The 15,745-nt window shown below is 41.5% G+C and carries 10 protein-coding genes; 6 read left to right on the top strand and 4 right to left on the bottom strand.

Features of this window, described 5'->3' with window-relative positions; all coding sequences use genetic code 11:
* Nucleotides 1–183: 183 nt before the first annotated feature.
* The 5 genes from Q0590_RS16890 to xseB all read left to right on the top strand — a co-directional run bounded on the left by Q0590_RS16890 (nucleotide 184) and on the right by xseB (nucleotide 7,922).
* Entirely contained in the window at nucleotides 184–2,043 is a 1,860-nt protein-coding gene (locus tag Q0590_RS16890) for a M61 family metallopeptidase (protein WP_302038755.1), read from the top strand.
* 82 nt (nucleotides 2,044–2,125) lie between these two features.
* Nucleotides 2,126–3,013: an ABC transporter ATP-binding protein gene (locus Q0590_RS16885; protein WP_302038754.1), complete on the top strand. Its 888-nt coding sequence runs from the start codon at nucleotides 2,126–2,128 to the stop codon at nucleotides 3,011–3,013.
* A gap of 158 nt (nucleotides 3,014–3,171) precedes the next feature.
* Nucleotides 3,172–3,831: a hypothetical protein gene (locus tag Q0590_RS16880; RefSeq protein ID WP_302038753.1), complete on the top strand. Its 660-nt coding sequence runs from the start codon at nucleotides 3,172–3,174 to the stop codon at nucleotides 3,829–3,831.
* A gap of 107 nt (nucleotides 3,832–3,938) precedes the next feature.
* Complete coding sequence (locus tag Q0590_RS16875) at nucleotides 3,939–7,556, top strand: ABC transporter permease/M1 family aminopeptidase (RefSeq protein ID WP_302038752.1); 3,618 nt, start codon at nucleotides 3,939–3,941, stop codon at nucleotides 7,554–7,556.
* A 153-nt stretch (nucleotides 7,557–7,709) separates the two neighbouring features.
* Nucleotides 7,710–7,922: an exodeoxyribonuclease VII small subunit gene (xseB, locus tag Q0590_RS16870; RefSeq protein ID WP_302038751.1), complete on the top strand. Its 213-nt coding sequence runs from the start codon at nucleotides 7,710–7,712 to the stop codon at nucleotides 7,920–7,922.
* 4 nt (nucleotides 7,923–7,926) lie between these two features.
* On the opposite strand, the gene Q0590_RS16865 is transcribed toward xseB, so the two are convergent.
* On the bottom strand, nucleotides 7,927–8,445 hold the full coding sequence (locus Q0590_RS16865) for a DUF1648 domain-containing protein (RefSeq protein WP_302038750.1): 519 nt from the start codon (nucleotides 8,443–8,445) through the stop codon (nucleotides 7,927–7,929).
* Nucleotides 8,446–8,787: 342 nt separating this feature from the next.
* The gene (locus Q0590_RS16860; RefSeq protein ID WP_302038749.1) at nucleotides 8,788–9,006 is read right to left on the bottom strand and encodes a hypothetical protein; all 219 of its coding nucleotides are present in this window, start codon (nucleotides 9,004–9,006) and stop codon (nucleotides 8,788–8,790) included.
* 372 nt (nucleotides 9,007–9,378) lie between these two features.
* Here Q0590_RS16860 and Q0590_RS16855 point away from each other — a divergent pair, with 372 nt between their 5' ends.
* Nucleotides 9,379–11,082, top strand: a complete 1,704-nt coding sequence (locus Q0590_RS16855; protein WP_302038748.1) for a sensor histidine kinase — start codon at nucleotides 9,379–9,381, stop codon at nucleotides 11,080–11,082.
* Here Q0590_RS16855 and Q0590_RS16850 read toward each other — a convergent pair.
* Together Q0590_RS16850 and Q0590_RS16845 are read right to left on the bottom strand one after the other, a co-directional pair.
* A complete protein-coding gene (locus Q0590_RS16850; protein WP_302038747.1) occupies nucleotides 11,058–14,045 on the bottom strand; it encodes a PAS domain-containing sensor histidine kinase in 2,988 nt (995 codons plus the stop codon). The two genes, Q0590_RS16855 and Q0590_RS16850, sit on opposite strands and share 25 nt — an antisense overlap.
* 307 nt (nucleotides 14,046–14,352) lie before the next feature.
* Entirely contained in the window at nucleotides 14,353–15,648 is a 1,296-nt protein-coding gene (locus Q0590_RS16845) for a dicarboxylate/amino acid:cation symporter (RefSeq protein WP_302038746.1), read from the bottom strand.
* Nucleotides 15,649–15,745 lie beyond the last annotated feature (97 nt).

Here is a 15,745-nt window from a genome sequence, read left to right as displayed (position 1 = left end):
GCACAAACATTCCCCTGATAAAATACGAATACAGGAGATATTGTTTTGTTAGCGGGCAGGATAGAAAAACTAGTTGAGTGGCTATACTACCAGCATATTTGCAAAAGTAAGGAGGCAACCAGTCATTCGCTGCATAGCTGGCTAGCACTTAACTTTTGAACAGTATTAACCAATATTTAACACATGAAAAAAATTGTAATGAGTTGCTTGGCTTGCATGACAGCCATCACCATGGCCCTAGCCGACACCGGAAAGCCTGAGAAGAATCTGTATCAGTACTCCATAGATTTAACCAAGGTGCAAAACGACCAGCTTACCGTAAATCTGATTGTGCCGGCCATGAAGAAGAAGGAAGTAGTGTATTATATGCCCAAGATAGTGCCCGGTACCTATGCCAACTATAATTTTGGCCGATTTGTCTCTAACTTCACCGCCCGCGACAAAAAAGGAAAAGTGCTGCCTGTAGAGAAAATTGATGAAAATAGCTGGCGTATAAAAAATGCCAAAAACCTGAACCGCATCAGCTATGATGTACAAGATACCTGGGATACCGACATCCGTGAAGATTTTGTGTTTGAACCCGGAGGCACCAACATTGAGAAAGACACCAATTTTGTACTGAACACCCACGGTTTTTTTGGATATATTGACGACCTGAAACGGGCTAAGTATGAAATAAACATCACCAAACCAGACGGGTTTTATGGCTCAACTTCCCTAACCGCTGCCAAAACTAGCAACACACAAGATGTATATGAGGTAGGTTCTTATATGGATCTGGTAGATGCTCCTATGATGTACAACCGCCCGGATACTACCGTATTAAAAATAGGCGGAGCCGACATTCTGGTTTCTGTTTACTCTCCCAACAAAGTAGCTTCTTCTAAAGAAATAGCCGCCAATATTGATGAAGTACTGAATGCCCAGAAAGAATACCTGGGTGGCCAGTTACCGATTAAAAAGTATGCATTTATCATTTATTTGTTTGACAAACCAACAAAATCCGGTTCCATGGGAGCCCTGGAGCATTCTTACTCTTCTTTGTACACCTTACCGGAAGCCCAGCCGGAGTACCTGGCTCAAACTGTACGGGATGTATCGGCTCATGAGTTTTTCCATATTCTTACCCCATTAAGCATCCACTCGGAAGAAATCCACAATTTTGATTTTAACAGCCCTAAAATGTCCAAACATTTATGGTTGTATGAAGGCGTAACTGAATACTTTGCAGGCCATATGCAGGTGAAACATGGGATTATTGATGTGCCTCAATATATAGGCATGATTCAGGAGAAAATGATGGCTGCCGAACAATTTAATGATACCTTGCCGTTTACGGTGATGAGTAAAAATGCCCTGGATATTCACAAAGACCAATATGGCAATGTGTACCAAAAAGGAGCTTTGATTGGCCTGGCACTCGATATTAAATTACGGGAACTATCTCAGGGCAAATATGGCCTGCAGAATCTTATGCAAGACCTGGCCAAAACCTACGGCAAAGAAAAAGCTTTTAACGACGATGAATTATTTGATCAGATAGCTAAGCTTACCTATCCGGAGATACGCACGTTTTTTGCCAAACATGTAGAAGGCAACGAACCCCTTCCATTGAAAGAACTGTTGAGCAAAGTGGGTGTTACCTATGAGCCAAATTCTGTAACCAAAGGTGTTACCTTAGGAAATATGGAAGTAAATTTTAATCCCGAAACACAACGCCTGGTAGTAACCAATACCGAGCAACTGGATCAGTTTGGCAAAGAGATGGGCTTTAAAGAAGGCGACGAATTTGTAGCATTTAATGGCACAAAATTAAGCATTGAGAACATTCAAAAGGTAATTATGGATTACATGATGAATGGAAAGGCTGGTGACGAAGTAACTATGCTGGTAGCCCGGAAAGATGATCAGGGCAAAGAAAAAGAAGTGAAGCTACGTGCAAAAGCCATAGAAACTGAAAAGCAACAACGCCATGTGTTAAAACCAGTTGAAGCGCCAAGCGCTGAACAAACAGCCTTACGTAAAGCCTGGCTACAACCCTAAGAAATAAACTGACTAGCGAATGGCGAATGAGTAATGCTGAAGCCAGTCATTATTCATTCGTCATTATGCATCTCTCTATACTATGCAATTAACCATTACTAATCTATCTAAAACGTATTCGAATGGTGTGCAAGCTTTGCGGAACATTTCGCTGAGCATCCCTCAGGGTATGTTCGGATTATTAGGTCCCAATGGCGCCGGAAAATCCTCCCTGATCCGGATACTGGCCACGTTACAGGAAGCCGACAGCGGAACCATTTTTTTAGGGGAGACAGATGTATTAAAACAGAAAGAGGCTGTACGAAAAATACTAGGTTACCTACCACAGGAATTTGGCTTGTATTCGAAAATAAGTGCCGAAAGTTTTCTCGATCATATTGCCTATCTGAAAGGCATTATCCGGAAAAAAGAACGCGAAGAAACCGTAAAAGCCCTGTTACATAAAGTAAATCTCTACGACGCCCGTAAGAAAAACCTGGGCACCTACTCTGGCGGGATGAAACAACGGTTTGGCATTGCACAAGCCCTGATCGGACACCCCAGATTAATAATTGTAGATGAACCCACTGCCGGCCTCGATCCAACCGAACGGAACCGTTTTCATAACTTGCTTAGTGAAATCGGCGAAAATACCATTGTCATTCTATCTACGCATATTGTAGAAGATGTTAGCCACTTGTGCAGCAATATGGCTATTATTTCCAGAGGAGAACTACTCATCAGTGGCCAACCCTCCCAGATTATTGACTCCATGGAAGGTAAAATATGGAAAAAAACGATCCTGAAAACGGATCTTCCAGGCTATCTACAAGAACATAAGGTAATTTCAACTACACTATTGGCCGGCAAATCGGTTATACATGTATACAGCGACGACCGTCCTGATGATACCTTCCTGCCGGTAGAAACCGACTTGGAAGATGTTTATTTTACAGTTATTTCAGATAAAACGAATGTGATGGCTCTTTGATCTATTCATTTATACGGGCTAGGTAATTTTTCACAAATGTTATTGATTTTATCTGGCTAATATTATAAAAAATCGTAGATTAATGCAGTATGTTCAACACTTTTTATATGCATAAGCTACTTCTTAGTATAAGTATTGTATTTTTCCCTCTCGTGTATATGAAGGCTCAGGTTGAGAAAACCTATTATATTATTAAAAGTGGCCAGATACCCATAGAAGTTATTCCCAAAGCGGACCAAACACGATATTCGGAATTTAGAGATGGGGTTGTTCAGTATTTAAATGGAAGAACAGAAGCAGGAAAATTCAACTATAATTTCCTCTACAAAGAGATGCACTATATCAATGCCGCAGGGGATACTATCGTGCTGCGCAATAATGATCCGGTAAAAACAATAAGCATCGGCGAAGATCAATATTTTTTACTATTCGGACAAGGGTATATAGAACTGCTTACCGCTACTTTTCCCATTGCATTAGCCCGTACAGAATCTATGTCCGTTATTTTGGGTGGATACCCAACTTCCAGGTATTCCAGTGAGAATACATATATAGGCGAACCCCCTACCCTTAGGCAGGTGTACCACCATAGATCAGATAATTTAATGAGAGTTTTGAAGCGGGCAGATTATATATTTATGGACCGGAACCTGCGGTTTCACCCGGCAAAGAAGGCCATCTTATTTAAACTTTTCCCGGAAAAACGGCGAGAAATTCATGAATTTATTAAAAATCACCAGATCAATTTCAATAACCCTGCCCATTTACAAAAGGTAATAGAATTTACCGCCCAGGCAGTGGAAGCTACCCATCCATAAGAAAATATCTTGTAATTTTACTGCGCCAGACGTATTGTTCTGTTCTATACTAGAAACCTACTCCATACAGAAAAAATTTGCTTGAATTTATAGATGCATCTGCATAAATGGTAAACCAGATTATCTCATTTGAATTAAAGTATAGGAGCAAACGGCCGGCTACTTATATTTACTTTCTTATCTTTTTTCTGCTACCCTTTCTGGCGATGGTTTCCGATGTAGTGCAAATTGGTGGAGGCAACGGCAGGTTATATAAAAATACCCCGTTTATCATCAATAACATGGTCATTATCCTGAGCATCATTGGTACCGTGGTAGCCTCTGCTGTTATGAGTGTACCAGTTTACCGGGATCTGGAGCAAAAAGTACACACCTTTTACTATACCTTCCCTATCAACAAAACCCAGTACTTATCCGGCCGGTTTATTGGTTCTTTTTTAGTATTACTATTTATCTTCCTGAGTGTTGAACTGGGCATTTTTGCCGCTACTTTGTGGCCCTCACAGCCAGACGATCAACTGGTTCCTTTTCAATGGCAAGCCTATTTACGCCCCTTCGTCGTATTTCTGCTACCCAATCTGCTTTTTACCGGAACTATATTTTTTGCACTGGTAGCCCTTACCCGCACCATTATGGCAGCCTATCTGGGAAGTGTTGTATTTTTGGTAGCTTATCTGATTGCATTGGACGCAGTGAGCACTCTGGAAGATCAGTGGATGGTAGCCCTGATTGATCCTTTCGGCATATCGGCCAGTGAATATGTAACCCGTTACTGGACAATTGCAGAGAAAAACACGGCCTTGCTTCCTATTGACAGGCTTATTTTACTCAACCGGCTCATCTGGATTAGTATTAGTTTGTGTTTGCTGGGCTTAACCTACCTCCGGTTTGATTTATCGTTGCTAACACGTGCATCTGCTAAAAAAGCCAGTAAAAAGCAGGAAAAAGAGGTAATCAGCATTCAATATGAAAATGAGATAGTACTGCCCAAGGTTAAAAAACGGTTTCATTTATTTGCCAGTTACAGAAAACTGATTTCCTTAGCTGTACTTGAAACAGTAGCCATCCTGAAAGATATATACTTTATTGCCATCCTGGCTGCCGGAGTAATTTTTCTGGGAGTAGATGCCTATTACAGCAACCGTATTTATGGTACCCCTACCTATCCCCTCACCTACCTGGTACTGGCCATAAAAGAGTTTAATTTCATTTTATTTGCTGTCGTCATCACTATTTTTTATGCTGGTGAACTTGTCTGGCGCGAAAGAGTTACCAGAGTTGCTACGTTTGCAGACGCATTTCCAGTACCTAACTGGCTATCGTATGGGTCCAAACTTCTGGCGTTGTATGCCATCTGCTGTATCTTATGTATATGCATAATGGTAGTAGGGCTAGCCACCCAACTTCTCCAGGGATATACGCACCTTGAACTGGACTTGTATATAAAGGAGCTTTTTTTGCTCACCTTGCCCTTCTATCTCATGCTGGCAACCTTCAGCTTTTTTGTGCAGGTGCTCGTCAATAACAAATTTATCGGCCACTTACTGGTTATTTTGCTGTTCATAATCAATACCCTTGTATTGCCTCAGCTGGACTATCCTCATCATCTCTACCGGTTTGCTACCCGTCCGGATTATATTTATTCGGATATGAACGGGTATGGACATTTTAGAAAATCTTTGTTCTGGTTTACCTTATACTGGAGTGTTTTTACAGGGATTCTGATAGTTGTGGGTAATGTTTTCTGGAGAAGAGGCACCGACTTGCGGCCACAATATGGATTAATGCCATGGGCTACTCTCTTCTTATTAGGTGTATCCTTTTGTGCGATCGGAGGATATATTTACTTCAACACCAATGTACTCAATGCGTATTACAGCCCTGGCGATCAAAGTATATTAGCGGCGGACTATGAAAAGCAATACAAACAATACCAGCATGTTCCCCAGCCACGTATTACAGATGTAAAGCTACAGGTAGATCTTTTTCCGGAAGAGAGGCGCGTATACATTCAAGGCACCTATATTTTACAGAATAAAACCAACCGTATAATCGATTCATTGCACATCAATACTGGAACCGAGGCCGATCTTCATTCCAAAATAAAGTTATCTACCCTGCAACTAGACAATAAACCAGGCCGCAATATCCTCACAGATAACCGGGTGGGCTATTATATTTACAAACTTCCACAGCCTTTGCAACCTGGTCAGCGCATCACTATGCAGTACACCTTAGAGATGTATACCCTCGGTTTCCGTTCGTCTACTGAAAATAACCAACTGGTGAAGAACGGCACTTTTTTTAACAGCAATTTACTGCCCAGCATCGGATACAATCCAGATGCCGAGCTGGCTGGTAATACACAAAGAGAAGATCTGGGCCTGCCTGCCAAAGAGCGGATGGCCAGTGTAACCGACAGTGCTGCCTTGAAAAACAACTATATATCGCGGAATGCCGACTGGATCACTTTTGAGGCTACCCTTAGCACTACACCTGACCAGATAGCCATTGCTCCCGGATATTTACAAAAAGAGTGGCTGGAAAATGGAAGGCGGTACTTTCAGTATACAATGGATGCCAAAATGCTGAACTTTTATTCTTTTTTATCTGCACATTATCAGGTAAAAAAAGATGTATGGCAACCCAAAGATACCTCTAGCAATCAGGTTAACATCGAAATTTACTACCACCCAGGGCACGAATACAACCTTGGCCGGATGATTAAATCTGTTAAGCAGTCTCTGGATTATTTTACGCAGAATTTCAGCCCTTACCAACACCGGCAAATACGTATTATAGAATTTCCAAGGTACGCAACGTTTGCCCAGTCTTTTCCTAACACCATCCCCTATTCCGAGTCGCTGGGCTTTATTGCCAGAGTATCTGACAAACAAGACGATATAGATTACCCTTATTATATTACGGCACATGAAGTGGCGCACCAGTGGTGGGCACATCAGGTAATTGGCGGGCATGTACAAGGAGCTACATTCCTTTCCGAAAGCCTCTCCCAATACGCGGCTTTAATGGTAATGGAAAAAGAGTATGGGAAAGAGCAAATGAAGCGGTTTCTTCGCTATGAACTAGACAACTATCTTACCGGACGTAGTGCCGAATCTGAAAAAGAATTGCCGCTCTATAAGGTAGAAAACCAGGATTATATTCATTACAACAAAGGCAGTTTGGCCATGTATACCTTGCGTGATTATATTGGTGAAGACAAAGTAAACCAGGCATTGGCAGCTTTTATTAAACAAACTTCTTTCCAGGAACCTCCTTATACCAACTCCCTGGAATTGCTAACATTCATTGAAAAAGCAACGCCCGATTCGCTACACTATCTGCTTACAGACTTATTTAAGGAAATCACCCTGTACGAAAACAGAGTAACGGATGCAACCTATCAGCACACCGGAGGAAATAAGTATAAGGTAGCCTTACAAGTAGAGGCAAAAAAACTGATAGCCGACAGCCTCGGATATGAACGTGAAACTGCGCTGAACGATTGGATAGAAATAGGTGTATTTGCGGAGGAAAACAGCAAATCCGCACGTGGACAGAAGCCCCTATACCTGGCAAAACACCGCCTTCATGCCGGAAGTAACAGTATTGAAGTAGCTATAGAAGGAAAGCCGGCAAGAGCAGGAATTGATCCTTATTATAAACTCATCGACCGCAATCCGGAAGATAACACGCAGCCGGTAAAGCTTAAAAGAAAATAACCCTGTAAGCCATGCAGAAATTTCAGGCCGATAGTCCTGAAAAGCCAAAATAAACCTTTAGTTTTGGCATTTACCTGAGAATTTTTAAACTTTTATAGAAATTCGTTTGCGGCGTTCACTGCAGATTCCAGTAAATTTAACTTTACTACCCATATGGCTCAGACAAAACCTATGAATACTTTTTCGTTGGAACACTCTTTTGCGCGGATCAAAGAAATACAACAGTTGCTACAGCAGGGAGAAGTACCCTTTGAAGATTCCCTGAAATTATTTGCAGAAGCTGAAAAGCTGATCCATCAATGTCAGCAATACCTGAACCAGGCTGAAATTACTATTCAGAATTTAATTGAGGCGGACAAAGAGTAAACGCTTAGCTTACAGCTTCACTTTTCTTAAGGAACAAGCGCACTGGTAGAAAAAACAACCAGATCCCGAGTGCTGCTAGTCCTACAATCAACACCCATGAATAATCTGCCGGAGCGGCCCCGTCTGCGTTGTTTAATTTCAGCAGAATAATTAAGCAAACAAACAGCAGGGTATTGCCGATAAACACAAAACTATTGATCCAGTTACGCACCAACGACAAAAACTCAAAACGGCTCTCTTTATCAGCCAGCCAGTAGTGGCGCTTAGGCATTGGAAACAATTGTGCCGGCACAGAGAAGATGAATTTAGCGGCTAAGGAAAGCAATACATTGAATAGCACAATAAAAATACCCCCGACATAAAACAACACAGACTTATCAACATATTCATCTGCCTGCCCTGCGGAGTTAAAATGAATAGCCACCGGATTGGGTAACCGATAATAGGCCAACAGCAACATACCCACAAAAGCAAGCAGCGAAAATATTTTTAGAAACCGGATTAACAAGTACGTACCTTTCATAAATGGCTTTAACAAATAAATGCTCCCTAGTAGGAATAAGTAGTGCAAAAATCCGAAGTTCTATCCACAATTCACAGTAAACAGCTATACAAATTGACAATCTACCTTAAAATCTCCCGTAGCTATGACTTCAGGCGTATACGATAAGCTTCTATTCCCTTCATTCCAGAACAGGATGTTACTTACCATATGGCATAACATTAGGTGAGTAATGTGTAGGATTTCAATTACAAAAAGATAGATTAATAGAATTGATTAGACAAAGGTAGATTTAGGTTAACTAATTTTCTTTCAGCAAGGTGTTGGTAACAGGCAGAAGCCTTGTGCAGAGCAGAAAATGAATTAGCCCTGCAACTCTTCAGAGGAGATAATACCGTAGGAAATGTATCTGGACTCCAGAAGAGTGGTCAGCAATTTGTAGCTTTTTTTAGGAATATACACACAAGCAATCTCCTGCTCTTCAATCTTGCGGGATAGCATGGTCAACTGGCGGCTGATGTCTTTATTTTTCTCCAGGTCTCTTTTCCAGACCATTACTTTTACTTCCTTCAAGGGAGTCATACGTTATTTACCTGATTCAATATACACACAGACGTAGTAAAGCAGGAATGTGTTTTAATAAACTCGCATTTATATAAAAACAAGCAGGTAATTTTCTTTTAGAAAAAAGTATATTTTCGCATTGGTACAAGAAACAAGCATGGCCGTATTACGATCCGGAATTTAGAAAAGAAGGCCCATCTCCAGTACCAAGGGCAGAATTTTGTCCATTTTTGTACGGGTACAAGGGATCGATGCTATAAATAACTACAGCCAGGGAGTGGCATATGCAATAATTGTAATACCAGCGTAAAAACGAGAAAAAAGGTAAGAATTCTGGAAAGAATATAATATATTTAATTAAAAGCAAGTAACATTTACGTGAGTCCACCTATGCCATTGAATAGTTTTAGTAAAGCAAAGGAGCAACACGCTGCCAGTGAAGAGGCTGTCCGGTTAGCTATCTTAGGCAGTTATGATATTCTGGATACGGCTCCTGAAAAAGAGTTTGATGCTCTTACTAAACTTGCCGCCTATATTTGCCATACCCCTATTGCTTTCATTACCTTGATTGATAAAGACAGGCAATGGTTTAAATCTTCTGTTGGGATGGATGCCACGGAAGTAGCCCGTGAAATATCTTTCTGCCAGCATACGATTAGAAGTAAAGCAACAATGGAAGTACCAGATGCGCAACAAGATGCCCGCTTTCAGAGCAATCCTTTTGTTACCGGCGATCCGCATATACGCTATTATTGTGGGGTTCCGCTTACCTCGCCTGAAGGGTCCAATATTGGGTCTTTGTGTGTTATTGACCTGGCTCCTACTACTATTTCTGAACACCAGAAACAAGCCCTGCAAACCTTAGCTGGTGAAATAATGGCCAGGCTAGAGCTTAGACGCCAGAAAAAACAACTGGAAGTAGAAAAAAAGAAACTGGCAGAAAGTGAGAAACGCTACAAAGCCCTGGTAGACAATAACGAAGGCTATATTTTCACCCATGATTTGCAGGGAAAACTTTTATCTGTAAATCCTAAAATGGCCCGTGCCTTAGCTTACAAGCCTGAAGAACTACTTGAAACCAATCTACAGAACCTGCTTACATCCGATAAAGGTTCTTTCCATAACTATTTACTCCAGATACAGGAGTCAGGCATAGCTAATGGCATATTGCAGATAAAAAATGCGCCTGGAGAAGAAAAATTCTGGGTTTACCGCAATTTCAAGTATACCGATGATGAAGGAAACTGTTATGTCATTTGTTCTGCTCAGGATATTACAGACAAAGAGATAGCACAGCAACTGCTGGAAAAAGCAAAAACTGAATTGGAACTAAAGGTAGAAAGCCGTACCAAGCAACTACTGGCACTGAATACAACCCTTACCAAAACAAAAACAAACTTAGATACTTTTATTTACCGGGCCTCACATGATTTACTGGGCCCGCTTTGCTCGCTGAAAGGCTTACTAAATGTTGCACGCCAGGATCATGAAGCCCCGAATCACCATGAATACCTGCGATTGATGTACCATACGGTGGAGAAACTGGAAAACATCCTGAATAGCTTATTGAGCTACTCCAATAATACTCATTACAGCCTGCTTAACAAGCCTGTTGATTTTCAGAAGATTGTGTCAGAAAGTATACATGCCTGCACCCATATTGACTTTTATAACCGCATTCAGTTCCAAACAGATATTAAAACGGATGGCCGTTTCTGGTCGGATGAAGAAAGAATACGCGTTATATTTAAATGCCTCATTTCCAATAGTATCACTTTCCAGAATTTCTCTTCTGTTTCTCCTTTTATCAAGATTTCCGTTTATAGTGATGCACAAAAGGCAACTATTCATATTCAGGATAATGGAATTGGAATTTCGGCTAAAACGATTGCCACCATCTTTGATATTTTTTCAAAATCTGCTGTATTGTCCAAAGGTCCGGGCCTGGGTTTATTTATTGTGAAAGAAGTAATCAATAAATTGAACGGCACTATTGAAGTTACCTCCACCGAAGCCGAAGGAACCTTATTTGTCATAAACATCCCGAATAAACGGCTTGAGTGTACGGCTCAGGAAACTTCAGCTGTTACGTGAGCAAAAGTAGAGTCCAATTCAGGTTTACAGAGGGTAAAATAAAACGTAGATCCTTCGCCCAACACAGACTCCACCCATATTTTGCCGCCATGGCGCTCTACAATTTTCTGGCAAATCGCCAGACCCAAGCCTGTTCCTTCGTATTCGTTGCGGGTGTGCAAGCGCTGAAACGCACCAAAAATTTTAGAGGCATCAGCCATATTCATGCCGATCCCAGTATCGCGGATGCTAAAATGCCAACCATCAGGCAGTACGCTTCCGCTTATTTCGATATGCATCGGCTTATGAGATCTGAATTTAATTGCATTGCCAATCAGGTTTTGAATGAGCTGCGTCATTTGCGCCTGGTCTGCGTGAATAACCGGCAAGTTATCATAAACAATCACCGAACCAGTGTCAGCGATGCGTTTGGCCAGTGAGCCAAGCACTACCTGTATCACATCCTCCATCGGAAACTCCGTTACCTGAATCTTTGCCGAATCAATTTTAGAGTACTCCAGCAGATTTTTTATTAATTGCTGCATACGGCTAATAATACCCGGAACCAACGTTAACAGCTTTTGCATCTCCTCATCCGAAGTGATACCGGCCTGATAATTCAGCAGGGTAACCAGCCCCGATAATGTATTTAAGGGTTCCTGTAAGTCATGCGCCGCTACATAGGCAAACTTTTCCAGTTCACTGTTAGAATCTTTTAATGCTAGTGCCTTCTGTTCCAGTTTTTGCCGGATATTCTGTAATTCGGTAATGTCCAGAACAAAGCTGGCTCCTTTGGTATAATAGCCGGAAAGAAATGCAGAACCTAGCAAGACTGGTATGCGCTTTCCATTTTTGTGAAAAAACTCTTTTTCGGTCGTTGTATTTGCACTAGCAGATAAAAAGATTTGCAGTGCTTTAGGGTTGAGCTCTTCCCAAGGGACTGGTGTAAGATGCCGCCAGTTAACCTCTCCGGCCTCTAGGTTCTGCCGGGTATAGCCCAGCATCTTCAGAAAATAATCATTGGCATGCGTAATCTTTCCTAAAATGTCCCAGAAAATAATCCCCACAGTGTCTGATTCAAACAAACTATTCATCTGCGCCTCTTGCTCTTTTACCTTTTCTTCTAAAATAGATTGTTCGGTAACGTCCATAGCAGCACCAAATAGCCTATACGGAAGTTCATTCAAATACTCCAAGGGTCTGGCATACAGCTGCACGTACTTTTGTTTTCCTGAAAGAAACCGGATGGGAATGGTTATCTTAAAATCGGTACGCAAACTGTGGGCTCGCTGTGCATGGCGGATTAGCTTGTTCCAATCTTCCGGGGAAACCAGTTCTTTAAAGAACGAAACCTGCGGAACCGGATCATCTTTTCGCCTGTCGAATATCTCATACATCATCTCCGACCATTTTAGCTGCTGATTTTCCGGATAATATTCCCAAAAACCAAGTTTGGCCAGCTGCTGGGCCTCCTGCAAATTGGCTGTAAAATGCTCTACATCTTGCTGTAATTTTACTTGTTCGCTAATGTTGCGGACAATACATAAAATGCGGAGAATACGCCCGTCTTTTTCCGGAAGGGGGGTTCCCGTAAATTCATAATGCTGTCCCAGGATTGAATCAGTAAAAGTGATGGTTTCACCTTGTAATACCCTGTCCAGGTTTGCATACAAGCCGTTCAACTGGTGCTCATTATTCACAAATACGGCGGCGGTTTTCCCTACAAATGCATCAGAAGTTAACCCTCTTTCCCGCATACTTCCCCCTTCAGCGAATATAATGGTAAACTGATGGTCCAGGATAAATATATTTCCTTTGGGAAAATGATGTGTAATGGCTCTGTATACTTGGTTACTTTCTTCTAAAGCTTGTTGGGTGGTAAGCAGTTCTGTCTGGTCTTGGGCAAGTACATAAAACCCGTTAACCGTGCCATTAGTTATGGATGGAAGCAACAATATCCGCAGAAAAGCCTTTGTCCCCTGCTTAAGTACCTGTTCGGTAAACTCTGTTTTTTCGCCACCAAGGGCTTTTTTGTAATAGGATTTATGTTGTTCGTATAAATCATCTCCAGCCACTTCATGCAGCGTTTTGCCAAGCATATACTCTTTAGGAATACCGAACCAGGTTTCATAATTCTGGTTTACAAACCTGTAGTATTCTTTTGCATCTACAAAAGAGATAAGGATGGGTAAGGCATTGGTAATATGCTGCAACTGGGTTTCTTTTTCCTGTAGAGACGATTCAATTTTTCTAAAAGAAGAGATATTGATAGCAGCCGTCGTAATTCCGGTAACTTCCTGCAACTCATTCAATACCGGGTCTATGGTAAACAAATACGTGAAGGTGCCTGACGGGTGGCTGAATGAAATTTCGTGCTGTTCGCCAAGCCCTTGCCGGAGTACCCGTTTTTTTATGGGAATAATTTTATTGCTGAGTGCCTTGGGAAATATATCTTCATCTGTTTTTCCTAGTGCCTCTACCCCTTCAAACTCATCTTGCTGGTTGTAAAAATAGGTATAGTTTAAGTGAATATCCTGGTTTGCTAATATAATGGGAGAGTTTCTGGTAGCCGCTTCCAGCAGGCTTTGTGTTTTTCGTAAGCCGGCCTCCAGTTCTTGCTGGCGGGTAATATCTTTCCCTACACTGACCGTGCCTTCCAGAAGGCCCGCAGAGTTGTAGATAAAGTTGATAGAAAGTTCAACACATTTTGGATTACCTTGCTTGTGCTGCTGTTCAATCTGTCCAGTCCAGAAATCCTTTCTCGGCAAACCCTCAGCAGATACTGCAGAATATACGTTTGTATCGCTGAGTTGTAAAAACCCTGAGATTGGTTTCCCGATTACCTCTTCTGTACGCCATCCAAATAACTTTTCGGCTTCATGGTTCCAAGAGAGAACATTAAATTGTGCATTGGTAGTAAAGACAGCAGCAGGCAGATGTTCCAGAAGTTGTACCTGGGACAAAACCTGTTTATCAAAAAGCATGTATGCAGTTAGCTAGTATATCTTGTAATATTAAAGGGTTAATAAATTAATGCCTGGCTATTTATCTTTAGATGTTCAGGTGGTATGGATAAACAGCCTTTTCATAGCAGAATCGGAAAATTTTAGTTAACATTTTTTTAAATATACAAAAAATTTATATGCTTCCATGCAAGGCTAATTTATTCAATTATTTTTATTTCCAGAGCTCTAAGCAACTCTATAGATTAGTTGAGACATGCATTAAAAGGCACGACACAAGTACTAAGTTCAGTAAAGTATTACTGCAATAAATAGAGGATAATCTTTTCTAAACCAGGGTCTTATCTTGTTCAGCAGATAGAGTTGAATTTAAGGGCTCAGTTCCTTTTTGTAAGGCAAGCGCATTTTTCACTGGATCAAACTCTTTCTCACTTTTAGCTACTACAATGGTAGCTACGCCATTCCCGATTAAGTTCGTAATGGCTCTGGCCTCAGACATAAAACGGTCTACTCCTAAAAGTAAAGCCAGGCCTTCTACCGGCACCACCTGCAAGGCAGATAAGGTAGAGGCCAAAACAATAAAGCCCCCTCCGGTAACAGCGGCAGCCCCTTTAGAGGTTACCATTAAAATACCGATGATGGCTATTTCCTGGCTCAGAGTCAGGTCTACATTGAAAACTTGTGCCAGAAAAATAGTAGCCATGGCCAGGTAAATCGTGGTACCATCCAGGTTGAAAGAATAGCCTGTTGGGATTACAAGCCCTACTACTGGCTTAGAACAGCCAAATTTTTCCAGCTTATACATCATTTGTGGCAACGCGGCTTCAGAAGAAGAAGTGCCTAACACAATAAGTAACTCTTCTTTAATATAGACCAGGTATTTCCACAGACTGAACCCATATAGGCGGGCTATGATGTTTAAGACCACAAATACAAACAGAAACATAGTTAGGTAGACGGTGAGCATGAGTTTAGCCAGCGGAATCAGTGTATCCAGGCCATACTTGCCAATACTAAAAGCCATTCCTCCAAAAGCACCCAGGGGGGCAAGTTTCATGACAATGGCCAGAATGTTGAAGAATATTTTTGATAATTTTTCAAAAAAAGCGATGATGGAATGTCCGGCACTGCCTGCTTTGGTAAGGGCCACGCCAAACAGTACGGAAAAGAATAATACTTGCAGAATGTCTCCATCGGCAAAGGCTTTTACCACATTGGAAGGCACAATATGGGTAATAAACTGAACCCAGTCTATTTCTTCTGCCCCTTTTTTATAAGCAGATATATCCCCACCTCCTACTCTGGACGTATCTACTCCAACCCCAGGTTTGGTCAGGTTGGCTACTACCAACCCGATGAGTAAAGCAAAAGTAGTGACCACTTCAAAATACAACAGGGCTTTGCCTCCTACCCTGCCTACTTTCTTCAGGTTGCCCATACTGCCAATCCCCAGCACAATAGTGAGGAAAATAATGGGGGCAATCACCATTTTTATCATATTGATAAACGTATCCCCAATGGGTTTGAGCCTAGTCCCTACTTCCGGAAACAGTGCCCCTACAAGTATACCCAAGGTGATCGCTACGAGTACCTGGAAGGTGAGGTTCTTGTACAATTTACGCATGAACAAAATTCAATAACTAGTTACGCTAAAAGAGACTGCATTGCCATATTATATTGTATGCCTTTATCTGGTGTACGATGGCTTACTAGCCATAACC

It is taken from the genome of Rhodocytophaga aerolata, from assembly GCF_030503435.1.
Taxonomy (GTDB): Bacteria; Bacteroidota; Bacteroidia; order Cytophagales; family 172606-1; genus Rhodocytophaga; species Rhodocytophaga aerolata.
This window is presented reverse-complemented; position numbering and strand designations above follow the sequence as displayed.